The organism is Limimaricola soesokkakensis (assembly GCF_900172345.1).
GTDB classification, from domain to species: Bacteria; Pseudomonadota; Alphaproteobacteria; order Rhodobacterales; family Rhodobacteraceae; genus Limimaricola; species Limimaricola soesokkakensis.
On the sequence record NZ_FWFY01000008.1, the window covers coordinates 128191 to 152916 of the forward strand.

General features: G+C 67.9%; 22 protein-coding genes and 1 pseudogene. 9 read left to right on the forward strand and 14 right to left on the reverse strand.

What is annotated here, in order from left to right:
* Positions 1-69: 69 nt before the first annotated feature.
* The 5 genes from LOS8367_RS13295 to LOS8367_RS13315 all read left to right on the forward strand — a co-directional run bounded on the left by LOS8367_RS13295 (position 70) and on the right by LOS8367_RS13315 (position 6130).
* On the forward strand, positions 70-900 hold the full coding sequence (locus tag LOS8367_RS13295; RefSeq protein ID WP_085897009.1) for a bifunctional allantoicase/(S)-ureidoglycine aminohydrolase: 831 nt from the start codon (positions 70-72) through the stop codon (positions 898-900).
* Positions 901-1015: 115 nt separating this feature from the next.
* The gene (locus tag LOS8367_RS13300) at positions 1016-2269 is read left to right on the forward strand and encodes a sarcosine oxidase subunit beta family protein (protein ID WP_085897010.1); all 1254 of its coding nucleotides are present in this window, start codon (positions 1016-1018) and stop codon (positions 2267-2269) included.
* A gap of 9 nt (positions 2270-2278) precedes the next feature.
* Positions 2279-2578: a sarcosine oxidase subunit delta gene (locus LOS8367_RS13305; RefSeq protein WP_085897011.1), complete on the forward strand. Its 300-nt coding sequence runs from the start codon at positions 2279-2281 to the stop codon at positions 2576-2578.
* Entirely contained in the window at positions 2575-5568 is a 2994-nt protein-coding gene (locus tag LOS8367_RS13310; protein ID WP_085897012.1) for a sarcosine oxidase subunit alpha, read from the forward strand. Before LOS8367_RS13305 ends, LOS8367_RS13310 begins: the two co-directional genes overlap by 4 nt.
* 13 nt (positions 5569-5581) lie before the next feature.
* Positions 5582-6130, forward strand: coding sequence for a sarcosine oxidase subunit gamma (locus LOS8367_RS13315; protein ID WP_085897060.1), 549 nt, complete (start codon positions 5582-5584; stop codon positions 6128-6130).
* Positions 6131-6166: 36 nt separating this feature from the next.
* Here LOS8367_RS13315 and LOS8367_RS13320 read toward each other — a convergent pair whose 3' ends face one another.
* Positions 6167-8476 (reverse strand): PAS domain S-box protein, encoded by a 2310-nt coding sequence (locus LOS8367_RS13320; protein ID WP_165761471.1) that lies wholly within the window; start codon positions 8474-8476, stop codon positions 6167-6169.
* Between the two features lie 419 nt (positions 8477-8895).
* On the opposite strand from LOS8367_RS13320, the gene LOS8367_RS13325 reads away from it, so the two are divergent.
* Together LOS8367_RS13325 and LOS8367_RS13330 are read left to right on the forward strand one after the other, a co-directional pair.
* On the forward strand, positions 8896-11292 hold the full coding sequence (locus tag LOS8367_RS13325) for a bifunctional diguanylate cyclase/phosphodiesterase (protein WP_085897014.1): 2397 nt from the start codon (positions 8896-8898) through the stop codon (positions 11290-11292).
* A 214-nt stretch (positions 11293-11506) separates the two neighbouring features.
* Positions 11507-14284: an AMP-binding protein gene (locus LOS8367_RS13330; RefSeq protein ID WP_085897015.1), complete on the forward strand. Its 2778-nt coding sequence runs from the start codon at positions 11507-11509 to the stop codon at positions 14282-14284.
* Here LOS8367_RS13330 and LOS8367_RS13335 read toward each other — a convergent pair.
* The 8 genes and pseudogenes from LOS8367_RS13335 to LOS8367_RS18855 all read right to left on the reverse strand — a co-directional run bounded on the left by LOS8367_RS13335 (position 14257) and on the right by LOS8367_RS18855 (position 18791).
* On the reverse strand, positions 14257-15030 hold the full coding sequence (locus LOS8367_RS13335; RefSeq protein ID WP_085897016.1) for an SDR family NAD(P)-dependent oxidoreductase: 774 nt from the start codon (positions 15028-15030) through the stop codon (positions 14257-14259). The genes LOS8367_RS13330 and LOS8367_RS13335 overlap by 28 nt on opposite strands.
* Before the next feature lie 293 nt (positions 15031-15323).
* On the reverse strand, positions 15324-15716 hold the full coding sequence (locus LOS8367_RS13340) for a hypothetical protein (protein WP_085897017.1): 393 nt from the start codon (positions 15714-15716) through the stop codon (positions 15324-15326).
* Positions 15717-15883: 167 nt separating this feature from the next.
* Positions 15884-16273 (reverse strand): hypothetical protein, encoded by a 390-nt coding sequence (locus tag LOS8367_RS13345; protein ID WP_085897018.1) that lies wholly within the window; start codon positions 16271-16273, stop codon positions 15884-15886.
* A complete protein-coding gene (locus LOS8367_RS19080; protein ID WP_207569265.1) occupies positions 16270-16422 on the reverse strand; it encodes a hypothetical protein in 153 nt (50 codons plus the stop codon). Before LOS8367_RS19080 ends, LOS8367_RS13345 begins: the two co-directional genes overlap by 4 nt.
* Before the next feature lie 56 nt (positions 16423-16478).
* A complete protein-coding gene (locus LOS8367_RS13350; RefSeq protein WP_085897019.1) occupies positions 16479-16691 on the reverse strand; it encodes a hypothetical protein in 213 nt (70 codons plus the stop codon).
* Positions 16692-17203: 512 nt separating this feature from the next.
* Entirely contained in the window at positions 17204-17857 is a 654-nt protein-coding gene (locus LOS8367_RS13355) for a sensor histidine kinase (RefSeq protein ID WP_133056332.1), read from the reverse strand.
* Between the two features lie 3 nt (positions 17858-17860).
* A pseudogene (locus LOS8367_RS19490) lies at positions 17861-18072 on the reverse strand (PAS domain-containing protein); the annotation flags it as partial.
* 197 nt (positions 18073-18269) lie between these two features.
* On the reverse strand, positions 18270-18791 hold the full coding sequence (locus LOS8367_RS18855; protein ID WP_133056333.1) for a hypothetical protein: 522 nt from the start codon (positions 18789-18791) through the stop codon (positions 18270-18272).
* A gap of 448 nt (positions 18792-19239) precedes the next feature.
* On the opposite strand from LOS8367_RS18855, the gene LOS8367_RS13370 reads away from it, so the two are divergent.
* Positions 19240-19956, forward strand: coding sequence for a Crp/Fnr family transcriptional regulator (locus LOS8367_RS13370; RefSeq protein WP_085897023.1), 717 nt, complete (start codon positions 19240-19242; stop codon positions 19954-19956).
* A gap of 299 nt (positions 19957-20255) precedes the next feature.
* On the opposite strand, the gene LOS8367_RS13375 is transcribed toward LOS8367_RS13370, so the two are convergent.
* The 5 genes from LOS8367_RS13375 to LOS8367_RS13395 all read right to left on the reverse strand — a co-directional run bounded on the left by LOS8367_RS13375 (position 20256) and on the right by LOS8367_RS13395 (position 23988).
* On the reverse strand, positions 20256-20900 hold the full coding sequence (locus tag LOS8367_RS13375; RefSeq protein WP_085897024.1) for a protein-L-isoaspartate(D-aspartate) O-methyltransferase: 645 nt from the start codon (positions 20898-20900) through the stop codon (positions 20256-20258).
* Positions 20901-21018: 118 nt separating this feature from the next.
* A complete protein-coding gene (locus tag LOS8367_RS13380) occupies positions 21019-21231 on the reverse strand; it encodes a hypothetical protein (protein ID WP_085897025.1) in 213 nt (70 codons plus the stop codon).
* Positions 21232-21425: 194 nt separating this feature from the next.
* A complete protein-coding gene (locus LOS8367_RS13385) occupies positions 21426-22196 on the reverse strand; it encodes a LamB/YcsF family protein (protein ID WP_085897026.1) in 771 nt (256 codons plus the stop codon).
* Complete coding sequence (locus LOS8367_RS13390; RefSeq protein WP_085897027.1) at positions 22193-23257, reverse strand: 5-oxoprolinase subunit C family protein; 1065 nt, start codon at positions 23255-23257, stop codon at positions 22193-22195. The genes LOS8367_RS13385 and LOS8367_RS13390 overlap by 4 nt, the downstream gene beginning before the upstream one ends.
* The gene (locus LOS8367_RS13395) at positions 23254-23988 is read right to left on the reverse strand and encodes a 5-oxoprolinase subunit B family protein (protein ID WP_085897028.1); all 735 of its coding nucleotides are present in this window, start codon (positions 23986-23988) and stop codon (positions 23254-23256) included. The genes LOS8367_RS13390 and LOS8367_RS13395 overlap by 4 nt, the downstream gene beginning before the upstream one ends.
* Before the next feature lie 165 nt (positions 23989-24153).
* On the opposite strand from LOS8367_RS13395, the gene LOS8367_RS13400 reads away from it, so the two are divergent.
* A complete protein-coding gene (locus tag LOS8367_RS13400) occupies positions 24154-24702 on the forward strand; it encodes a winged helix DNA-binding protein (RefSeq protein WP_085897029.1) in 549 nt (182 codons plus the stop codon).
* Positions 24703-24726: the final 24 nt, after the last annotated feature.

A 24726-nucleotide genomic window follows, 5' to 3' on the forward strand; every position in this document is an offset into this window, starting at 1 on the left:
GCCTGAGCGGCGCTATCCGTTGCCCTGCGGGCCGTGCGAGACTGTCCCGCGACCGCACAGGAGATCGTCATGACCGAGCGCAGCTATTTCGCCCAGACCGGCGGCCACCCGCCCCAGACCGAGCTGATGACCGGCCGCGCCGTCTTTACCGAGGCCTATGCGGTGCTGCCGAAGGGCACGATGCGCGACATCACCACCAGCTATTTGCCGTTCTGGGACGCCACGCGGCTTTGGGTGATCGCGCGGCCGCTCACCGGCTTTGCCGAGACCTTCTCGCAATACCTGATGGAGGTGCAGCCCGGCGGCGGCTCCGCGCGCGGCGAGACCGAGGCCGGGGTCGAAGGGGTGATCTTCGTGGTCGAAGGGCGGCTCTCGCTGGAGATCGAAGGGGCCCGCCATGAGATGGGCGAGGGCGGCTATGCCTATCTGCCCGCCGACAGTCGCTGGTCGTTGCGCAATGCGGGCCAGGGGGCGGCGCGGTTCCACTGGATCCGCAAGCTTTACGAACCGGTCGAGGGGCTGGAGAAGCCCGATCCGATCGTCACCTCGGACGCCGAGGTCACGCCCTCGGAAATGCCGGGCACCGAGGGCCGCTGGGCCACCACCCGCTTCGTCGATCCCGCCGATCTGCGCCACGACATGCATGTCACCATCGTCACCTTCCAGCCCGGTGGCGTGATCCCCTTCGAGGAGACGCATGTGATGGAGCACGGGCTCTACGTGCTGGAGGGCAAGGCGGTCTACAAGCTCAACCGCGACTGGGTCGAAGTCGAGGCGGGCGATTTTATGTGGCTGCGCGCCTTCTGCCCGCAGGCCTGCTACGCGGGCGGGCCGGGGCCGTTCCGCTACCTGCTCTACAAGGACGTGAACCGGCACGCGGGTTTCCTGCCCCGGCGCTAGGCCGCCGCCCGGCGGGCGATGTCGCAAACGCCGCCGCGATGCGTCGCATCCATCCACTCGGGCGCGGCGCGATCGTGGCACTGCGGGGGCGATGCCCCCGCCCGAGGATTGCCCGATGCCCCGCTATTCCGCCTTTGCCGTGGTCAAGAACGCGCTCACCGGCCACAAGGGCTGGCGCGAGCAATGGCCGGACGCGCAGCCGAAGAAGCAGTACGACGTGATCATTGTCGGCGCGGGCGGACACGGGCTGGGCGCGGCCTATTACCTCGCCCGCGAACACGGCATCACCAATGTCGCGGTGATCGACAAGGGCTGGCTCGGCGGCGGCAATACCGGGCGCAACACCACGATCATCCGCTCGAACTACCTCTATGATGAGAGCGCGAAGCTCTATGACCACGCGCTCGACCTGTGGGACGGGCTGAGCCAGGAGCTGAACTACAACGTCATGTTCTCGAGGCGCGGCGTGATGATGCTGGCGCACAACGTCCACGACGTGCAGTCCTTCCAGCGCCACGTGCATTCGAACCGGCTGAACGGCGTCGACAACCGCTGGCTCTCGCCCGAGGAGGCCAAGGAATTCTGCCCGCCGCTCAACATCTCCCGGGACGCGCGCTACCCGGTCATGGGCGCGGCGCTGCAGATGCGGGCGGGCACGGCGCGGCACGACGCTGTGGCCTGGGGCTATGCGCGGGCGGCGGCGGCGATGGGCGTCGACATCATCCAGAACTGCCCGGTGATCGCGATCCGGCGCGGCCCCGACGGGGCGGTGACGGGAGTCGACACCGCCAAGGGCTTCATCGGCGCCAAGAAGGTCGCGGTATCAGCGGCGGGGCATACGAGCGTGGTGATGGAGAGCGCGGGCGTACGCATGCCGCTCGAAAGCTTCCCGTTGCAGGCGCTGGTCTCGGAGCCGGTGAAGCCGGTGTTTCCCTGCGTGGTGATGTCGAACACGGTGCACGCCTATATCAGCCAGTCCGACAAGGGCGAGTTGGTGATCGGCTCGGGCACCGACCAGTACACCAGCTATTCGCAGCGCGGCGGGCTGCCGTTGATCGAGCACACGGTGGCGGCGATCTGCGAGATCTTTCCGATCTTCAACCGGATGCGGATGCTGCGGAAATGGGGCGGCATCGTCGACGTGACGCCGGACCGCTCGGCGATCATCGGCAAGACGCCGGTCAAGAACCTCTTCGTCAATTGCGGCTGGGGCACGGGCGGTTTCAAGGCGACCCCCGGCGCGGCGCATGTGCTGGCGCACACGGTGGCCACGGGCGAGCCGCATCCGCTCAACGCCCCCTTCACGCTGGACCGCTTCCGCACGGGGCGGCTGATCGACGAGGCGGCCGCCGCCGCCGTCGCGCATTGAGGTAAGACCATGCTGCTGATCCACTGCCCCTATTGCGACGAGACCCTGCCGGAGCTGGAATTCGCCTATGCGGGCGAGGCGCATATCATTCGGCCCGAGGACCCCTCGGCGATGTCCGACGAGGAATGGCGCGACTTCCTGTTCATCCGCACCAACGCGCGCGGCCCGCATTTCGAGCGCTGGCGCCACGTGCATGGCTGCGCGCGCTTCTTCAACGCGGTGCGCGACACGGTGAGCGACCGGTTCCTTCTGACCTACAAGGCGGGCGAGCCGCGCCCCGATCTCGCATCGCTGGAGGCCGCGCAGTGAGCCAGTACCGCATCCCCGGCAAGGGCCGGGTCGATCACGCCGAAACGGTGCGCTTCGCCTTCGACGGCCGCGAATTCACCGGCCTGCGCGGTGATACCGTCGCCTCGGCGTTGCTGGCGCATGGCGTCCACCTGATGGGCCGCTCGTTCAAGTATCACCGCCCGCGCGGACCGGTGACCGCCGACAGCGCCGAACCCAACGCCCTGATCGGTACCTCTCGCGGGGCGGGGCGCTTCGAGCCCAACACCCGCGCCACGGTGCAGGAACTGCGCGCGGGGTTGATGTGCGAGAGCCAGAACCGGCTCGGTTCGCTCTCCTTCGATATCGGCGCGGTGAACGACGCGCTGCATCCGCTGTTGCCGGCGGGCTTCTACTACAAGACCTTCATGTGGCCGCGCAGCTTCTGGGACAAGCTCTACGAGCCGGTGATCCGCCGCGCCGCGGGCCTTGGCCGGGCGCCGAGCGAGGTCGATCCCGATCGCTACGCCTCGCGCTATCTGCACACCGACCTTTTGGTCGTGGGCGCCGGGCCTTCGGGGCTGATGGCGGCGCTAGAGGCGGCGCGCGCCGGGGCGCGGGTGACGCTGGTTGACGAGAACCCGGAGATGGGTGGGTCGCTTCTCTCCGATCCCGGCATCGAGATCGGCGGGCAGCCCGCTTGGGACTGGCTCGACGGGGTGCTGGTCGAGCTGGAATCCCTGGGCGTGCGGCTGATGAATCGCACCACCGCGATCGGCTATTACCACCAGAACATGATCGGGCTGTGCGAAAAACTCACCGATCATCTCGACGAGATCCCCCAGAACGCCCCGCGCGAGCGGATGTGGCGGGTGCGGGCGGCCCGCGTGGTACTGGCGCAAGGCGCTTTGGAAAAGCCGCTGGTGTTCCATGGCAACGACCGGCCCGGCGTGATGTTGGCGGGCGCGGCGCAGACCTACCTGCACCGCTACGGCGTGAAGGTGGGCGATCGGGCGGTGATCGTCACTTCGCATGACAGCGCTTGGTACGCGGCATTCGACCTGGCCGAGGCGGGCACCAAGATCGTCGCCATCGTCGACACCCGCGACGCCCCGCGCGAGGACCTGCGCGCTGAGGCGCGGGTGCGCGGCATCGAGGTGCTGTCGGGACACACCGTCACCGGCACGCGCGGCCGGCTGCGCATCTCTTCGGTCACAGTGAACCCGGTCGAAGCGGGCCGCGTCGGCGATCCGCGGATGATCCATTGCGACTGCCTGCTGATGTCGGGCGGCTGGACGCCGTCGTTGCACCTGTTCTCGCATACCAAGGGTAGCCTGCAATGGGACGAGGACAGCCGGACCTTCTTGCCAGGCCGGATGACCGAGGACTGCCACATCGCGGGCGCGGGACGCGGTCTCTGGGGCTATGCCGAGGCGCTGGTCGACGGGGCGAAGGCCGGGGCAGAGGCGGCGACGGCGCTCGGCAGGGCGGCCGGGGCCAAGACCCTTGCCGTCGCGCATGACCGTCCCGGCACGGGCGAGAGCCACAAGGAGCTGCCCACCGACCGCAAGTCGAGCCGCGTGCGCGCCTTCATCGATTTCCAGAACGACGTGACCGCCAAGGACATCCGGCTCGCGGTGCGCGAGGGGATGCGCTCGATCGAGCACGTCAAACGCTACACCACCAACGGCATGGCGACCGACCAGGGCAAGATGTCGAACATGAACGGGTTGATGATCGCCTCGGACGCGGTGGGCAAGCCGCCGCCGCAGGTGGGTCTGACGACCTTCCGGCCGCCCTACACGCCGACCAGCTTCGGGGCTTTCGCGGGCTATCACCGGGGCGCGACATTCGAGGTGACGCGGCGCACGCCGATCGACGCCTGGGCCGAAGCGAACGGCGCGGTGTTCGAGCCGGTCTCGCTGTGGCGGCGGGCGTGGTATTTCCCGCAAGGCGGCGAGGACATGGAGGCGGCGGTGGCGCGCGAATGCCGCGCGACGCGGGCCTCGGTCGGCATCTTCGACGCCTCGACGCTGGGCAAGATCGAGGTGGCGGGCCCCGACGCGGTCGAGTTCATGAACCGCATCTACACCAACCCGTGGACCAAGCTGGCGCCGGGGCGCTGCCGCTATGGCGTGCTCCTCGGGGAGGACGGTTACATCCGCGACGACGGGGTGATCGGGCGGCTCGGGCCGGACCTGTTCCATGTCACCACCACGACGGGCGGCGCGCCGCGGGTGCTCAACATGATGGAGGACTACCTCCAGACCGAGTGGCCCGATCTCGACGTCTGGCTGACCTCGACCACCGAGCAATGGGCGACCGTGGCGCTGAACGGGCCGAAGGCGCGCGAGGTTCTGGCGGGGCTGGTCGAGGGCTGCGACATCTCGGCCGAGGCCTTCCCGCACATGTCGGTCGCCGAATGCCGCGTCGCGGGCTTCCCCGCCCGGCTGTTCCGGCTGAGCTTCACCGGCGAGCTGGGCTTCGAGATCAACGTGCCGGCGCGGCACGGGCTGGCTTTGTGGGAGGCGCTGATGCAGGCGGGCGAGCCGCATGGCATCACCGCCTACGGCACCGAGACCATGCACGTGCTGCGCGCCGAAAAAGGCTTCATCATCGTCGGGCAGGACACGGACGGCACGGTGACGCCGGAGGATGCGGGTCTCGGATGGGCGATCGGCAAGGCGAAGCCCGATTTCGTCGGCAAGCGGTCGCTGGCGCGGCCCGACCTCGTGGCCCCGGGGCGCAAGCAGCTGGTCGGCCTTCTGACCGAGGACGGCGCGGTGAAGCTGGAGGAGGGGGCGCAGATCGTGCTCGACCCCGACCAGCCCAAGCCGATGAAGATGATCGGGCACGTGACCTCCTCCTATCACAGCGCCACGCTGGGCCGCTCCATCGCCATGGCGCTGATCGAAGGCGGGCGCGACCGCGAGGGCGAGACGGTGCATGTGCCGATGCCCGAGGGCGTGGTGCGGGCGAAGATCACCTCGACCGCCTTCTACGACCCCGACGGCGACCGGCTGAAGCTCTGAGGAAGGCGCGATGATGACCAACCAGACGCATGATTTCACCCTGGCCGAGGCCACCGCGCGGGTCCGCATCGACGAGCTGGCGCCGGTGTCCCGGTTTTCGCTGCGGGTGCGTCCCGCGCAGGCGGCGACGCTGGGTCGGGCGCTCGGGCTCGACCTGCCCGACCGTATCGGGCGGATCGCCGAGGCGCAGGGTCGCACGGCGCTGTGCCTCGGCCCGGATGAATGGCTGATCTGCGCGCCCGAGGCGGCCCGCGATGCGATCGTCGCCGCGGCGCGGAAGGCGTATGAAGCCACGCCGCACAGCCTCACCGAGATTTCTGATCGCGAGATCAGCTACCGCATCAGCGGCCCGGCGGCGCAGGAACTGCTCACCATCGCCTGCCCGCGCGACCTCGACCTTTTGGCGCCGGGATGCGCGGTCCGCACCGTGTTCGACACGGTGCAGGTGGTGCTGTGGCGCGACGGGCCGCAGGACTTCCGGCTCGATGTCTGGCGCAGCTTTGCGCCGCATGTCCGGGCGCTGCTGGAGATCGGTCAGGCGGAGCTTGCGGCGGGGCTCTGAAGCGGCGTCCGCCCGGCCTTTCGGGGTCTGCGTTATTTAGTCCGTGGCGCAAACCACCCCTGAAATCGCTTCGCCAAGCTGTGCCTCGGTGAAGGGTTTTCCAAGCCGGCCCGCGATGACGCTTTCGCTGCCCGGGGGCAGCTCGCCATAACCCGTGCAGAGCAGGACCGGCAGCTCCGGGCGCAGCGCCCGGCTGGCCTCGGCGAGCTGCGCCCCGGTCATGCCCGGCATCGCCTGATCGGTAATCAGCAGGTCGATGTCGGGATGGGCGCGAAGCTGGTCGAGCGCCGCCTCGCCATTCGCCGCTTCGAGCACCTCGTGCCCGAGCGCCTCGAGCATGTCGATCGTGCCCATCAACACGAGGAAGTCATCATCCACTACCAGGATCTTCAGTGGCCGTTCGGGCCCGGCGGCGCGGGTGGTGTCAGGTGGCTCCGGCGCGGACTTGTCCGCCGTCGCGGCGACCGGCAGGAAGATCCGCGCCGTGGTGCCGCGCCTGGGGGCGCTGTCGAGGCGGAACGCGCCGCCCGACTGGCGCGCCAGCCCATGCACCATGCTCAGCCCGAGCCCGGTGCCCTTGCCCACCCCCTTGGTGGTGAAGAACGGCTCGGTCGCCTGCGCTAGCACCGCCGCATCCATGCCCGGCCCGTTATCCTCGACCTCGATGACCACGTAGCTGCCGGGCGCGAGGTCCGGTTCATCCGCCACCTTGACGAGGTTACAGGCTAAGGTGAGCGCACCGCGCCCCTCCATCGCGTCGCGTGCGTTCACGACGAGGTTCAGCACCGCCATCTCGAGCTGGTTGGCATCGACCAAGGCCGGGGGCGCGTCCTCGTCGAACCGGCGCAGGATCTCGATTCCCGGGCCGATCGAGCTGCGCAGCAGCGGCTCCATCTCGGCGAGCAGCGCGCAGGCATTGACCGGACGCGGGGTCAGATCCTGGCGGCGTGCGAAGGCGAGCATGTGCTGCACCAGCTTGGCGCCGCGATCGGCGCTCGCCTGCGCGCGGTCGAGCAGGGTGAGGGCCCGGTCGTCGGGCGCCTCGATTTGCCGCCGCAGCAGGCTCAGATTGGTCTGGATCGCGGCGAGCAGGTTGTTGAAGTCATGCGCCACGCCGCCGGTGAGCTGGCCCAACGTTTCGAGCTTGCGTGACTGCGCGAGTGCCTCCTCCGCGAGGCGCAGCTGCTCTTCCTGCCGACGCTTTTCGCCGAGGTCGCGGCCGGTGGCGAAGATGACGTCGCCGCTGACCACCGCGCTCCAGCCGAACCAACGGATCTCGCCCGCCCGGTCGCGCAGGCGCAGCTCGGCATGGCCAACCGAGCCGGTCTCCAGAAGCTCCGCAAAGAGCCGGTGCGCGAAATCGAGATCGTCCTCGTGGATCAGCGCATCGAAGCGCATGCCGACCAACTCGTCCGGGGCGAAGCCGAGCTGCGACTGCCAGGCGTCGCTTACCTCCTGGTAGATGCCGTCGAGCGAGCAGATGAGATGCAGGTCGCGCGAGGCGGACCACAGATTGCTTCGCTCGGCCCGGCGCAGCTCCAGCTCCTCGGCATAGGCCCGCTCCTGGGTGATGTCCCGCGCGGTGGCGTAGATCCTGCCCTCATGCGGCACGGTGACCCATGACAACCAGCGATAGCTGCCATCGGCATGGCGATAGCGATTGTCGAACCGCAGAACCGGCTGATCCTGCTTGACGTTCTCGAAGGCCGCGAGGGTGCCGGCGCGGTCCTCGGGATGGATCAGCTCCATGAAGGGCGTGGAGAGCAGAACCTCCTTCGAATGGCCGAGAATGGCGGTGGCCGCGGGGTTCACCTGTTCGAAATAGCCCGCATGGTTGGCGACCACCTGGATTTCGGGCGAGACGTCCCAGATTCTGGCGCGCATGCCGAATTCGGCGCGGATCTGCGCCTCCAACGCTTCGGCGCGCTCCTTGAGCTCCGCCTCCTGGCGCTCGCGTTCGGTGACGTCGAGAAAGAGCAGGCCGAAGCGGGCATTCGAGATCGGGAAAGCGCGGATGTCGTAGACCCGCCCAAGCTCCGAAACCGGGCCCACGAAATTGCGTGGCTCCTGTTTGAGGGCGACCGCGGCGAAATCCTCGACCCAGTGCTGTTCGACGCCGGGGATGACGTCGGTGACGAGACGGCCCGCTATGCCCTCGGAACTCAGCCCGGTGAGGCGAGACCAGGCCTCGTTGACATGCAAATAACGCCAGTTGACGCCCCCTTTGGCGTCGCGCACCACCTCGGCGATGACCAGCCCCTCATGCAGGCGGTCGAACACGGCGGGCCAGTCGACACGGTCGCTTCCGCCCACGCCGAGCCCTTGCAGGAAATCGATGGTTCTCATCCGGTCACGCTCGGTTTGATCAGAATTTACGCATATGAGAGTTTGCGTCCGGGCGGAAGTGGTCACCGATCGTGCCGGGGGGTCATGCGCCTGCGCAGGGTTCCGTGGTATGCCATCCTCCGATGCCCGGCATGCCACGCATCGGTTCCGGTGCCGCGGGTGATGCGGATTACGCAGATCCTCGTGAACGCTGATATGCGCAACCTCGGGGTCCGTTGCTGCGCCCTGCCCATGCTCCGGCGAATTCGATGGCGGTCTAGTCGAAGCGGAAGATAGCACGTCTTCATGGCTCTGGTCGGGCAGACAGCAGGCTGCCCGCGTCGTCGAGCCCTGATCCGATTGCAAAAACACCGTTTTCGCCATCATTCGGTCGAGTTTCGCCCGCAGATATGCGCGCGACGGCAAGAGGGGCATGAGACATGGTGACGACGATCCTGCAGGGCCTGCAGCAGACCAGCCCCCAATATCTCGTCACCGCAATCATCGTCTGCGCCGGCATGGCGCTGACGCTGGTGACGCTGATGCGGCAGGTCGCCCTCGCGGGAACGCCGGTTCGGCTGGCGCCGCTGGGCTGGATCGCGCTGGTGGCCGGGCTCGGGGTCTGGACCACGCATTTCGTCGCGATGATCGGTCACATCCCCAGCGCGACGCTGAGTTACGATCCCGGCATCACCGCGCTGTCGGCGCTGGTCGGGGTGATCGGCGTCGGCCTGCCGCTCGCGCTCGCCAGCCCGCTGCGCCGCCGCTGGCCCCGCGCCGCCTTGGGTGCGCTGGCCGGGGTCGGGGTCGGTGCGATGCATTTCACCGGCATGATGGCGATGCAGAACAACATGCATCACGATCTGGCGTCCTCGGTGCTGGCGGTGCTTCTGGGCGCCGGCTTCTTCGCGCCGGCGATGGGCTGCTCGGGCACCAGCGGGCGGGGGCTCTGGCTGCGCGGGCTGGGGCTGGTGGGCGGTGTCTGCGCGCTGCACTTCACCGCGATGTCCGGACTCAGCATCAGGGTGATCGGCACGGTCGAGCTGGGCATCGACCGCCAGCTGCTGTCGAGCTTCACTACGCTGGCGACGCTGGCGCTGTGCTATGCCGCCGTCACCGCGATGCTGCACCGCCGCCACCTGACTACCGCCCGCCGCGAGGTCGAGCGCAAGGAGGCCTCCTTCGTCGCGGCACTGCAGAACATGTCGAACGCGCTGGTGATGATCGACGAGGCGCGGCGGATCACCGCAATTAACCAGCGCTGCCACGCGCTGTTCGGCATCCCCGAAGCCGAGGTCGGCCCCGGGGACGGGATCGAGCGGCTGATCGAGGTGGTCGAGAGTGGCCGGGCCTGGGGGGGCGCGCGCTTTGCCTCGGTGGTCAGGACCCATCTGGAGCGGCTGCGCGGCACCGAGATGCTGCGCAGCGAGGAGGAGTTCGCCAATGGCCGGATCCTGTGCATCTCGAGCCGGCGCATGCCCACGGGCGAGGTGGTGTTGACCTTCGACGATTTCACCGAGCACCGCGCCGCGCAGGCCAAGATCGCGCATATGGCGTTCCACGACGCGCTGACCGGGCTGCCCAACCGGCGCAGCTTCCGCGATCACATGGCTGCGCTCGATCCCGAGGGCAATCCGCAGGCGCTGCTGATGCTCGATCTCGACCACTTCAAGGTGGTCAACGACACTCTGGGTCACCCGGTCGGCGACGGGCTCTTGATGCAGGTGGCGCGCCGGCTGCTCGACGCTTCGGGCAACGGCGCCACGGTGTTCCGGCTCGGCGGCGACGAGATGGTGGTGGTGCTCGACGGCGCGGGCGAGGTCGAGGCGACGGAGATCGGCCGCGCCATCATCGAGAGCCTGAGCCGGCCCTTCGAGGTGGACGGCCACAAGATTTCCATCGGCTGCAGCATCGGCGCCAGCCTGACCGAGGGCGGACTCGGCGCCTCCGAGGCGCTGCAGCGCGCCGATCTGGGGCTCTATCGCGCCAAGAATTTGGGCCGCAACCGGATCCAGTTCTACGAGGAAGGCATGATGGAAAAGGCTCTGGAGCGGCGTCAGATGGAAAGCGACCTCGTTCAGGCTCACAAATGCCGCGAGTTCGAGCTCGACTACCAGCCGATCTGCCGATTGTCCGACCGCGAGATCCTCGGCTTCGAGGCGCTGATCCGCTGGCGCCACCCGCTGCGCGGGCTGGTGCCGCCGGCCGAGTTCATCCCGCTTTGCGAAGAGAACGGCATGATCGTGCAGATCGGCGAATGGGTGATCGACGAGGCCTGCCGCCAGCTCGCGCAGTGGCCCGGCACGGTGCATGTGGCGATCAACGTCTCGCCGGTGCAGATGCGCCTGCCCTCGATCGTCGATGTGGTGCGACAGGCGCTCGAACGCCACGGTCTCGACCCTTCGCGGCTGACGCTCGAGCTGACCGAGACCGCGCTGGTGCGCGACGGCGCGCATCTGGCGCGCAACCTCGTGGCGCTGCGCGCCATGGGGGTGAAGATCGCCATGGACGATTTCGGAACGGGCTATTCCTCCTTCACTCATCTGCGCGATTTCGAGCTCGACCAGATCAAGATCGACCGCAGCTTCGTCAACGTGTCCGAGAGCGACCACAAGGCCTGGGCGGTGGCGCAGGCGGTGACCAGCATGGCGCGCGAATTGTCGGTCGGGGCGGTTGGCGAAGGGGTTGAGACCTCCGAGCAGATCGACCGGCTGATGCAGCTGGGCTGCGACGTAGCGCAGGGTTTCCTTCTGGGCCGCCCCATGAATGGCGCCGAGGCAGGCGCGCTTCTGGCGCGTGCGGCCGAAAATGTCCCGGAGCATGTCGCGGCGGAATGACGAGCGCGAACGGGCGGGATCATCCGGGGACCTAAGGTAAGGCGCTTCGCCGCCGCTTCGCCCGAGCGCCTTCTGCGCATGGTTGTAGTTCCAACGCATCTTGGTCACATATCCGGGCGGCGCGGGGTTTTTCCCGGCGCCGCGCCGGGGCGCGCGCGCCTTGGACACGTCCCGTCGGCCCCTTCGCGTAGCAGATTCCAAGGAAGCAGTTGCCATGACCCTCCCCCAAACCGTCGGCGCCGCGCTGGTGCGCGCCATCGCGGCCCATGCGTCCCGCCCCGCCATGGCGGACGAGGCGGGCGGGCTGAGTTATGGCCAGTTGGGCAGCTTCGTCGAACGCAGCGCGCCGTATCTCGAAGATGCTCCGGCGGTGGGCATCTTCGGGGCGCCCGGCCTTGCTATGGCCGCGAGCGCCACGGCTTGCGTGATCCACGGGCGGCCCTTCGTGCATCTCGACCCGGCGATGCCGCAGGCGGTGCTGCACAACATCTGCGAGGAGTTGGGCGTGACGCTGGTGCTGACCTGTCAGCCGGTGGCGCCGGGCCACCTGCCGCGGGATTGCGAGGTGCTGGATGCGCGGGGTCTCTTGGAGACCATCGGCGACGCCCCGATGGCGCCGTTGCAGGCGGCGCCGGTCCGGCCGGACGCCGCGATCTATCTCGTGGCGACCTCCGGGACGACCGGACGACCGAAATGCATCCCGGTCACGCAGGACGCGGCCCAGCTCTCCTATGAATGGCGCGATGCCTACACGCCCTATGCGCCGGGCATGCGGGTGGGGATCTACATCTTCGCGATCTGGGAGATGTTCCGGCCGCTGCGCATGGGTGCAGAGCTGTGGTTTCCCGATCCCAACACGCTGATGAACCCGCGCGGCCTCGCCGGTTTCCTGATCCGCAACCGTATCGACGAGATGCTGTTCACACCGTCATTCTACAACAGCTTCCTGACCGCGATCGACCGCGACACCGCGGCCGCGCTGCCGCTGCGCCGCGTCGTGCTCAATGGCGAGGTGGTGGGCGACGGGCTGATCTCGGCCTCGCTCGACAAGCTGCCGGGGGCGGAATTGTGGAACCTCTACAGTATCTGCGAGACGCATGACGTCTGCATGTCGCGGCTTACCGGGCCCTGCGGCGACGGCCCGGCCTCGGTCGGCGTCCCGATGCGGCACCTGCGCGCGGTGATCCTCGACGAGACTGACCGCCCCTGTCCGCCGGGCGTGCCGGGGCAGCTGCATTTCGAGGGGCCGCGCATGCTGGGGCCGGGTTACGTGAACCGCCCCGAGGAAACCCGGCTGCGGTTTCGCGTGCTCGACCTCGAGGGGCGCGAGGCGCGGCTTTACGACACCGGCGATCAGGCATGGGTCGACGCGGATGGCGCGTTGCACATCATCGGCCGCGTCGCCCATATGCTCAAGCTGCGCGGCTTTTCGATCCAGACGCGCGAGCTGACCGACACGATGCGCGGCCGCCTCGATTTCGCGCAGGCGGTGCCATGGGTGGGCGAGGTCGGTACGCGGGGACAGGCGCTGATCTTCTACTTTGCCGTCGATGCCGCGCAGGCCCGCGCCAATGCCGATCGCTGGGGGCTGGGACCCGGCACCAACCGGATGCCCGCCGCCCTCGCGGCCGAGCTGCGGGGTGTCCTGCCGGCCTATTGCGTGCCTGCCTATCTGGTGCAGCTCGATGCGATCCCGTTGCACCCAGTTTCGGGTAAGGCCGATCTGCGCGCGCTGCCGCCGGTGACCGAGACGGCAGATGCGGGCGCCGGGACGGAAGACGCGGTGATCGCCGCCGCGGCCCGGGTGATGGGGCGGGCGCCGGACGAGATCGACGGGGCGCTCAGCTTTCACGATCAGGGCGGCGACTCGCTGATGTGCGTGAGCCTGATCCTCGAACTGGAGCGCTGCTATGACAGGCCGGTGGATTTCGAGCTGGCCATGAACGTGCCGCTCGACCGGCTGCACCGGCTGCTGACGGAGGCGCGCGATACTGCCACGGGCGCGGATTTCGACCGGCGCGGCATCCTGCTGACCGGGGCCACGGGATTCCTCGGCGGCCACGTGCTGGCGCGAGCCGCGCGCGACCTTCCGCCCGGCCATGTCGTCTATTGCCTGGTGCGCGACAAGCGGCGCGACGCCGCCGAGCGGCTGGCCGAGGCGGCGCGCCGTCACGGGGTCGCGCCCGAGCGCTATGTCATGGTCCCCGGCACGCTGGATACGCCCCGCTTCGGGCTCGACCCGGCGGCGTATGACGCGCTGGCGGCGCGCGTGGGTTCGGTCGTTCATTGCGCCGCCACGGTGAACATGGCGATCGGCCGGGACGACATGCTCGACTGGTCGGCGCGGGGCATCGAGACGGTGCTGGGCTTCTGCCGCGCCGCCGGGGCCGACCTGCGGTTCAGCTCCTCCAGCGCGGTGTTCCCCGAGCAGGGCGGCCCCTGGCCCGAGGGACCGGCGCAGCCATGGGAAGGCTGCACCGGCTACGGCGCTGCCAAGATCGCGGCCGAGGCGGCGATCGCCGCATCCGGGGTCCCCGCAGCCATCATTCGACTGCCCTCGCTCTACGATCTCGAAGCGCCGAACCCGCGCGACATCTGCGAAATTATCCTCGCCGCCGCGTTCCGGGCCGGGGTTTTCCCGCAGGCGATGGCGTTCCCGATGATCGACGTGACCGCCGCCGCCGCGGTGCTGCTGGGTCCGGTCACCGGGTCCGAGGTACCGATCTACAACCTCGTGGCCGAGACCCGCGTGACCCATGACGGCGCGCTCCCGGCGCGGGATTGGGTCGAGGCGGTCGATCTGCCTTCGGGCATCGCCCGGGTGATCGCCGAGACGCCCGAGACGCTGCGTGCCGATGCCACGTTCGACAGCGCCGCGGCGCGGACGGCATGGGCACAGGTCTCGGAGATGCCCTTCGAGGCGATCAGCGACGCCGCCGCACTGCTGGCGCGGCGGCGCGCGGCCTACCAGAGCGAGCCGGCATTGACCTGAACATCCTCCATGGTGATCGCCCGGCCGGCATCGCTTACCAGAAAGGCGGCCAGCTCGGCGATCTCCTCGGGCTGGACCAACTGGTGCTGCGGGTTCGAGGCGGCGTAGTTGGCGCGGATCTCCTCGCTTGACTTGCCGCTGGCGGCGATGTCGGCGTCGATGAACTGCTTGAGCATCTCGGTCTCGACCCAGGTCGGGCTGATCGAGACGCAGGTGACGCCATGCGGGGCACCTTCGAGGCTGACGCAGCGCCCGAGGCCCAGAAGCCCCGCCTTTGAGGCGCAATAGGCGGCGTTGTTCGCCATGCCCTGATGCGCCGCGACCGAGGCGAGATTGACGATCCGGCCCCAGCCCGCCGCCGTCATGTGCGGCATCACCGCGCGGATCATCCGGAAGGTGCCGGACAGGTTGGTGTCGATCTGGTCGTCCCAGACCGCGTCGGGATGGTCGGCGACCGGGGCCTCGGAATAGACCCCCGCCGCGTTGACGAGGATGTCGACGCCGCCGCGCCGCGCCACCACGTCCGACACGAAGCGGGCGACGCTGTCACTGTCGCGTACGTCGAGCGCGGCGGCGCGGGCCTCGATGCCCTGCGCGCCGAGAATCTCGCGCACCGCCTCGGCATCGCCGCCCCGGCGGGCGCCGATGGTCACGTCGACGCCGTCGCGGACCAGCCGGCGCGCGATGGCCAGCCCCATGCCCGAAAGCCCTCCGGTCACGATCGCGGTTCTGGTGACTTGGGTCATGCCGTTCCTATCGTTTCTGAGCCATTCGGGCCTTGCTACGCCGATTCCTCCGTGGCTGCACCGCGAAACATGCCAAGCGCAGGGGGGCTGGGCATGGCATGATCGTGAATGCCCAAGCGCGGTCGGCGCTGCGACATTTCCGAGCGGGTTTTGCGAGAGGCCATGGGTTCGCAGCAGGAACACACGAAATGCCACATTGCCGCGGCCGGGGGATGACGACCCGCGGCCCGAAGGACCGCTGGCCGTGACGAGGCCGCGGGGGGTTCCCCGACCGCCTTGCCTCCGAAGCGGGGTCAGCCCGCCATGGGATAGCGGGTTGGCTCGGCCCCGCGCTGTCGTGCGGCGGCTTTGACCGCGTCGGGATCCTCGCGGAGCACGTCGCAGGGCGCGCGGTCCCCGAGCGCCGCGCAGGGCGCGTGCAGCCAGGCCAGCATATCTTCGGCATCGAGCGCCGGTCTGAGAGACAGGATGATATCGCGCATGGCGCTGATCGGCAGCCCGGCCTGGTCGAACTGCCATGCCGGGTAGGCGGTCGCGCCATTGCGCGCGACACTGAGAATCCGCCACTCCCGTGCCCAGTTCTCAGCCACGGTCGCGCCGAGCGGCACCCAGCGTCGCAAGGCCCCCGCGACGCCCGCAGCATCGAGCATCCGGCCTTCCACGGCGTGGCTCGCGTGCTTGATCATGCTCGTGTCCTCCCCTGTGAATAAAGAGAATAGACGTTGTCTGCCCTTGGGGAAATCGAGGGTGCGGATGCGGACGTTACCGGTTGTTTCCCTCGGCTCCGGGGTGGTTCGACCCGTCTGCCCCAAAGACATCCAGGCGCTACGGGCCGGGCGGTTCGTCGCGCAGATCAGGCGAAATCCTCGGCTTTCGCGTCGGTATCGGCCTCATCGGAATGTCTGAACCGCTTCGTGGCGCGCAGGCGCAGCTTCGCGGGCTGCCAAGGATGGGCCGGATCCACCCAATCGGTGACCTCGAAGGCCGAGATCTCGCGGTACCCGAGCCGATCGACAGAGTGCAGGCGGCAGCGTCGCGCCGCCGCTGCAAGCTCGCGCAGCAGGCCGTTGCGGCGGCTATGCGGCCCGCGGCTGAACAGCGTGAGCGTCCAGATGCCGCCCTGCCTGTCGGTGACCGTGACGTGGTCGGCCTCCTGGTTGGCACCGGGCTCGAAGCGCCCGGTGACGGGAAGGCGCGGAAACTCGCGCCCGAGCGCCCTTGCCAGTCTGACTTCGGCCGTCATCGCAAGCCTCCTTTCTTTCCGGAACAATCGGCAAGCGACGCATAGGCCTGCAGCGCGTTGCGGGCGGACTTGCGTGCCAGATAGGCCGTCGGCGCGTCATGCGCGCGCAGCATGTCCGTCAGGGCATCCGCCATGATGTCGAGCACCATTTCCGTCCCGCCAGCGGACGGGGCGCGCTGCAGAACCGTAGCGTCGTTGTTCACCGCTAGATGACCTGCGACACGAAGCGCGGCCGGGCCGCCTGGCGTTCGGCCGCCTCGATGCGCCCGATCAATTGTCTGAGGATTCCGGCGGCCTCGCGGCAATGGCGCATGCGGGCATCGGCATTGTCATGCTGGGCTTCCAAAAGAATTGCCAAGGATTCGAAGCGAAGCCGTTCTTGCTTGCTCACGGAATTGCTTCCGAGTTCGCGTCTCATCAATCATTCCCTCCCAAGAAAGATTGGATTTTGGAAAGGTCGAACGGCGCTCGCGCCCGAACGGCCCCCTCCAACATGAGACCAGTTACGCGACGTCGTCACAATAGCCAGTTCAATCCCGTACGAAGGTATAGGCCAAATACCGCCATCGCGCGCGAACGTGTTCTCGAGATTGGATTTTCAGAAGCGACGAATTTGCCGAGGCCTGGACCGAGAGGCAGGTTCTGCATATTTGTTTGTCATGAAAATTATGTTGCGGACATGTGGGTTACCCAAAGAATGGATGCCTTGTCCGATAAGCATTTTGCATTCAAATGCATTGGGGCGGACGATCTGCGCTCGAGGGAATCGCTCCTCCGACGTCTCCTCCCAACCGAACGGTTTCGAACAATTCGGAACGTCACATATCCTTCGTATCTCGAGTTGGCGCATGGAAAGCGAATGCATTTCGGCGAGGGCAGGCAGCGAAAACTATGCTCTTGAATCGGGTGCGGCCTGCCATTTGAAATAATTCAGCGCTCCAAGGAAAAGCTCAGCTCGAACACGAGGTCGTCGCGCGAGAAGTCCGTTGCCACCTTTCTATGCAGTTCGTCCTCGACCTGCGCCGCAACCAGATCGAGTCCATAGCCATTGACCGTTCCGTCGAGCGCGCCATTGCCGCCGATCTCGTGCCAGCCAAGCGTCACGCGGTCGCCCGTCCGGTCCCAGGTCAGGGAAATTCGGCCTTCCTCGGTGGCGAGCGCGCCGTGCCGCGCGGCATTGCTCGCGAGTTCGCGCAGGATCATGCCCACGGGAAGCGCCTGCCGTGGCTGCAGCTCCAGCGCGGGGCCGGAAATGTCCAGTCGGGACGGATCGATCAGGCTCAGCTCGGCCTGCGCCATATCGGCCAGCGACACGCTGGTCCATTCGGCCTCGGAAAGCAGGCCATAGGCTTGGGCCATGCTGCGCAGCCGTCCGACCAGCCGGTCGGAGAACTCCTCGATCGATCCCGCGCCCTGCCGGGTATCGCGGGCCGTGTCGATGGCCGCGGTCAGCATGTTGCGAACCCGGCCATTCAGTTCGGCGAGCAGCATCTGCTGCTGCCGCTCGGCGTGGGCCAGCGATGAGGCATCGACGATGGTGACCACGACGCCGCCGATCCCCTCGCCATGGTCCCGATACGGCATAAGGCGCACCAGGTAGTGTTGGTCGCCCTGAGGAGCCGAAAGCCGCTGCTCGAAACCTCCGCCGGTGCTGAACACCTCTCGCACCTGCGCTTCGAGATCCGGGAAGTCGAGCCGATCGGCGTGATCGGTCAGGGGCCGGCCGACATCGCTGGAGCGAAGGTTAAAGAAGGAGAGGCAGCGGGGGTGAAGTTGCGGATCGCCAGCCGGTCATCCATGAAGATGGTGGCGATCTTGGTGGCCCCGTAGAGGTTTTGCAGGTCGGAATGGGCGCGGTCCAGCTCCTCGACCGAGGTGGTCAGCTCGGCATTGAGGGTGGCCAGCTCCTCGTTGAGCGATTGCACCTCCTCTTTCGATGCCTCCAGCTCTTCGTTGGTCGATTGCGCCTCCTCTTTGACCGAGTCCAGTTCCTCGTTCAGGGATTCAGCTCTTCGAGCGCGGTCTCGTACTCCACGATGGTCGCCTGCAGCAGTTCGCGCAGCTCGCGCTCGACCGCCTCATGCCCCTCATTCTCGAGCATCATCACCTGACGGGTGGCCGGGCGGGGGGACTTCTGTGCCTGCCGCAGCGCAGCGCCTCGAAGGCCTCGGGATCCCGGAAAAAGCCCGTCACGCTGGTCAGCAGGTCGCGAAAGAGATCCGAGACCTCCGCGGCGTCTTCGCGCAGCCGCTGCGGATACGCCTCGAGTTCGGGGATCTGCAGGACCTTCATGCGCCACGCGGCGCATGAAGGTCCTGGTCTTGTAGCCCGAGAAATCGCGGGCCATCCGGCTGCGCAGGACCTGCACGATCTCATGCTGCACCCGGTGCGTGTCCCCGGTCTCGTCGAACGGGCCGGGCGCCCACACGCCGCGCGGGATCTGCAGCAGCCGGGTTGGCATCCTTGCGACGGGTTCGAAGAAATCGATGTCCCCGGCAGCCCGCGCATTTTCGGTCATGGACGTGTTTACGGGGGCCGAGCCGTCATGGCCCTACCCCAGGCTGATGCCGCCATGCTCCTTGATGATCTTGATCCCGAGCGTGCCGTCGGAATCCCCGCCCCGACAGCACGATGCCCACCGCATGTTCCCCCTGCGCCGTTACCACGCCCGCGCCGGATGGCGGGTTTTGGGTGCTCGAAACCAAGGGACGATCGCGGTAATCCCCGATGCTACTTCGCCACGGCAATCTAAGTAACCCATTGGAATAGTACGAATGTCGCCATTCCTCCCCGAAGACTGCCGCGTGGCGCCGTAAGCCCGAGAGGACAATTTGGTACGCTTCCGGTGGCCTTGGCTTGGGAAGCCGGGACGCAACTGATATGGTGCAGCCATCGATCGCCAGCGCAGATGGGCATGGTCGTCGGGAGTTTGGGAACCCTCTCGCCCTAACATGCGGGGAGGTTGCATGACAGTCATATCCACCGAGTCGAACACGTTGCTTAGGGGCATGCCTGCTGGAATCATGTCCGGGCTGCGTAGATCTCTCAGCTTTGTCGAGCTGCCAGCGCGCACGCAGATCGAGTGGGACGACAGCCCGTTGGAATACGCCTATTTCCTGACCAGCGGCATCGCCTCGGTTGTCTCGAGCGAGAACGGCGGCCTCAATATCGAGGCGGCGTTGGTGGGGCGCGAAGGCATGACCGGCCTGCCACTCGTGCTGAGCGACGACCGAAGCACCAGCGACGTGATAATGCAGGTGGCGGGGACGGGCTGGCGGGCCGAGGCCGAGGCCGTTCGGCGTCTCATGGAGGACGGGGCCTGCCGGGATCGGCTGCTGCGCTACGTCAACACGGTCATAGCACAGATACAGGGTACTGCCTTGGCCTATGGGCGGGGCAAGCTGGAGATCCGGCTCGCCCGGTGGCTCCTGATGTGCCACGACCGGGTGGCGGGGGACGAGCTCGAGCTCACGCATGATTTCGTGGCGCTGATGCTGGGGGTGCGGCGCGCCGGCGTCACCGTGGCGTTGCACGAACTCGAAGGCCGCGCGCTGATCCGCTCGACCCGGGGACGGGTGGTGATCCGCGACCGCGAGGGGCTTCTGGACGTGACTAACGGGTTCTATGGCGGGCCCGAAGCGCATTACCGTCGGCTGCTGGGAGAAGGCTCGACCATGGTCTGAGCCCCGGTGCCTCGCGCGCTGAAGGGTCAGGTTTCCACTTCGGCGGCGGCTTGATCGATCTCATCTGGCGGCGTGACCGGCGTGCCCTCCGCGATCCGGGACAACGCCTCGTATTCGGCGCCCGGCCAAGTCCGCTTCTGGTAGATTTGCGATGGTCTCGGGGCGGTAGATCCCGCCGAACCGCCCTGGCAGCGGCGGCGAGAAATCAATGGACCGCCCGCATGTCGTGCAGATCAAAAAAGTATCGCCCCGGCCCCGCCGCACCGAGAAGATGTGCAACGCTGTTCAGGCGCCGTGCCCTACAGGGGCCAGCCCTCTGCGCCGAGCAATGGCACGAAGCGCACCCCGCCCAGATCCTCGGTGCGAGGGTTGCCAGAGCCGGGCGGGTCGGGCGCCGTCAGCCGCAGCAGACGCTGAACCTCGGCGCTGCCCACCGGCATCACCAGCCGCCCGCCGGGGACCAACTGGCGACGCAGCGGCTCGGGCAGGCGCGGCCCGGCGGCCGAGACGATGATCGCGTCGAATGGGGCGGATTGCGGCGCCCCGGCGCTGCCATCGGCGCATCGCAGCTCCAGCTCGTAGCCGAGATCCTCCAGCCGCAGGCGCGCCGCCTCCGCCAGCGCCGGGTCGCGCTCGATCGCCAGCACATGCGCGTCCATTTGCAACATTACCGCAGCGGCATAGCCCGATCCGGCGCCGATTTCGAGCACCCGGCTGCCGGGCCCGATCCGGGCGGCTTCAATCATTCGGGCCACGATCCACGGCTGGGAGATGGTCTGGCCCCGGCCGATCGGCAGTGGTCCGTCGGCATAGGCAAGGCTCCGATGCGCGGGCGCCACGAAGGCCTCTCGCGGGACCTCACCCATCGCGCGCAGCACCCTCTCATCGGCGATGCCGCGTCCCGCGAGCTGGCGGGCGACCATGTCCTGACGGGCCTCCTGCATCGACACCGTGCCCTCCCTTGCTCGGTCGGTCGGGGGCGCGTCCCGGCGGCCCGCCGGGGCGCTGACGTTATTCTCTTCTGGCCGCCTTGCGGTAACTGTCAGACCCCAAATGCCGTCGTCAGCGCGGCTTCGTAGTATCGAGGGGTGCGGCGTCGCCTTCGGGTTCCGGCGGACGGCGGCGTTCGGCATCCGTTAGGCCGGTGCCGGGGTCGTCCATGATCGATTTCGGAACATGCCCGGGAGGCGTGCGCCGCCCGGGATACTCGTAGCCGTCATCGAGATCTTTTTTGCGCGCTGGGTCGCTGTGTCCGCGCTCGTCCTTGCCAGTCATCGTCCGTCCTCCTGCGGCTCTGCTTCCAAAACCCTGACGGACTTGACGCAGTTCCCCGCGCCCCGCGGCGCTCCCCTCGATGTGTGAGCGGGCATACCGCCGTGACATCGACAGATCAGCCCGCCGTCCGCACGAATTGTGGTGACAGGCGGTCGGAACGGAGACCGACGACGCGCAAAGCTGGTCCTCGGTTCCTATCCGGCCACCGCCTTCGGCAGCGTGACCGGCGCGTGGCCCCAATCGGCGAGCGCCGCCCGCAGCGCGCGGGCGGTGTCGAGCGCCGCCGCGCCGTCGCCATGCACGCAGATCGAATGGAATGGCGTCGGCAACACCAAGCCGTCGCGGGTGACGATGCCGCCCGCCTCGATCATCCGCTTCACATGGGCCAGAGCCTCGGCCTGCCCGTGCAGCACCGAACCCGGGCGGCTGCGCGGGGTCAGGCTGGCATCGGCCTCATAGGTCCGGTCGGCAAAGATCTCGAGCGCGACCTTCAGGCCCGCGGCCTCGCCCGCGGCGGCCAGCTCTGACAGGGCGGGGGCGAGCAGGATCAGATCCGGATCGGTCTCGGCCACGGCTTGGGCGATGATGTCGGCCATGGCGCGATCGGCGCAGGCCTGGTTGTTCATCGCACCATGCGGTTTGACATGGGTGATCGGGTGACCGAACGCGCTGGCCATGCCCGCCACGGCTGAAACCTGGTAGATCACCGACATGCGCAGCTCATCGGCCGAAAGCGTCATGGCGCGGCGGCCGAAGCCCTGCAGATCGGCATGGCCGGGATGCGCGCCGATGCTCGCGCCGGTTTCCTTCGCGCGCGCGATGGCGCGGCCGATCACCACCGGGTCGCCGCCATGAAAGCCGCAGGCGATGTTGGCCGCGCCCACCACGCCGAGCAGTTCTTCGTCATTGCCGATGACATAGGGCCCGTAGCTTTCCCCGAGATCGGCGTTGAGGTTGATCTTCATGGATGGCTCTCCGGCTCGGGATGATGCGGGAAATGATCGGGGCAGAGCGCATCGACCGCGCCGCCCACGAGGTTCGCCTGCCACAGCGCGCGCGGATCGATCCGCCCGGCATTGGCGCGGACGACGCACTCGGCGATCCGGTCCAACTCGGCGCGGCGGTCGCGCGCGGCGGCCTCGGCCTCCTCGACGGTCACGGCGGTGAAGCGCAGCCTGTCACCGGGCGCGAGCCGGGCAAGGCGCGACAGGTCAGCCCCGATCACGGTGGCGATCTTGGGATAGCCGCCGGTGGTCTGGGCATCGGCCAGCAGCACGATCGGCTGGCCGCTGCCCGGCACCTGAATCGCGCCGGGCGCGATGCCGTCGGAGACGATGTCGGCGCCGCGCTCGGAATGTGAGAGCGCCGGTCCGTCCAGCCGCATGCCCATGCGGTCGGTCTCGATCCCGACGCTGTACTCTGCACCGAAGAAGGTTTCGCGCGACGCCTCCGTGAACCACTCGGCCTGCGGGCCCGGGACCGCGCGGAGCGGGCCGCTTTCGGGCCGGGGCGGGACGGCGAAGGTCCTGTCACCCGGATCTGCTGCTGGGGCGGATATCGGAATGGCGTCGCCATCTTCGAGCTTGCGGCCAAACGGGCCGAGCCCGGCGCGGGGCAGGGTGGAACGGCTGTGCAGCGCATACGCGAGGTCGATCTCGCCGCCGATCCCGATCAGCGCCACGGGGCAGCCCGCCTCGAAACGCAGATCGACCGTTTCGCCCGGATGCAGGGTGAAGGCGGTCCAGGCTCCCACCGGGCGCGGATTGTCGCCCGAGACCTGACCGCTCAGCCCAGTCCCGAGCGCTAGCCGCACTGGCCCGTCCTCGGCCCGCAGCTTTGGCGGCACGAGGGCGATCTCGATGGCGGCGGCATCGGTGTCGTTGCCTAGAAGCCGGTTCAGGAGATACAGCGCGTCGCGGTCGAGCGCGCCCGCGCCCGGCACGCCGATCCCGCGCCCGCCGCGAAAACCGGTATCCTGCAAGAGGCTGCGTGCGCCGGCGCGGGCGATGACGAGGCGGGCGCTCATCGGGCCGCCTCGGCGAAGCTGGCAGGGTCGATGTCACCGCAGTCCAGCGCCGCGCCGATCCTGTCGAACTCGTTGCGGGCCACCGGATCGAAGCGGACGCGGTCGCCGGCCGCGAGCAGGGCCGGGACCGCGCGCTCCGCATCGAAGAGCGGTACCGGGCAGCGCCCGACGATGTGCCAGCCACCGGGGCTTTCGAACGGGTAGATCACGGTCAAGCCGTTGGCGATGGCGACGGAGCCCTGCGGTACCCGGGTGCGGGGGCTGGTGCGGCGCGGCACCGAGAAGCCCTCGGGCAGTTCGCCCATGAAGGGCAGCCCGGGCAGGAAGCCGATCGCGTAGACCTCGTGCACCGTCTCGGCATGGCGCACGGCGATCTCCTCGCGCGACAGCTCCAGACGCGCGGCCAGATCGTCGAGATCCTCGCCCTCGTAGCAGCAGGGCAGCCGCCAAAGCCGGCCATCCGCGTGCGCGGCGGGCGCGGTGTCCTCAAGGGCAGCGCGGACCCGCGCGACCAGATCGGCCTGTCGCCCCCGGAGCGGGTCGTAGTGCAAGGTGATCGAGCAGAAGGCGCGCGACAGTTCGAGCGCGCCGGGCAATTCGCCTACCTCGAGCATGGCCGCCAGCCGCGCCTGCGCCGCGCCGACGCGTGCGGCGGCCTCCGGTCCGACCCGTGTCGCGAGCTCGAAGGTGACGGCCCGGTCGGCCAGGGGACGGGCGGCGATCAGCTCCATCAAGGATCTCCGGTTCAATGGGTTTGCAGGAGGCTAGAGCGGCTGCCAGCAGATATCAACAATATGCCGATAAAATGTCGATAATGATTGCTGCAAAATTCGGCAGATTGATTGTTGCGGCTCCCCGTTGCAGCCTGAGGAAGGCAACAAGGGAAGGTTACGGACATGAGCGGACGGACGAAGCGGAGCGCGGATGCGCTGAACATGAAGGCCCCCAAGATCGTCTCGTCCGAGCATCTTGCGCAGGATGAGGGCTGGGAGCTGTCGGAATACGAATACGGGCTGATCGTTGCGCATAACGCCTTCACCCGCTGGATGGCGCGCTGCCTCGCCGCCGTGGTCGGTCACTCGAATTTCAGCGCGCTCGATGTTCTGGTGCTGCACAACGTCAACCATCGCGCACGCCCGAAGCGCCTGTCGGACATCTGTTTCGTGCTCAACATCGAGGATCAGCACACGGTCACCTACGCGCTCAAGAAGCTCGTGGCCGAAGGGCTGGTCGAGGGGGAGCGACGTGGCAAGGAGCGCTATTACACGACGACCGAGCAGGGAGCCGAAACCTGCCAGAAATATCGGCAATTGCGAGAAATCTGCCTATTGGACACGCATCGCTCGATGGAGGCCGATAACGAGGAGTTGCGCCGGTTGGCGACAGTTTTGCGTGGAATGTCAGGGCTTTACGACCAAGCCGCGCGATCTGTCGCTTCGGTTTGATCAGGATTATATCAACAAAATACC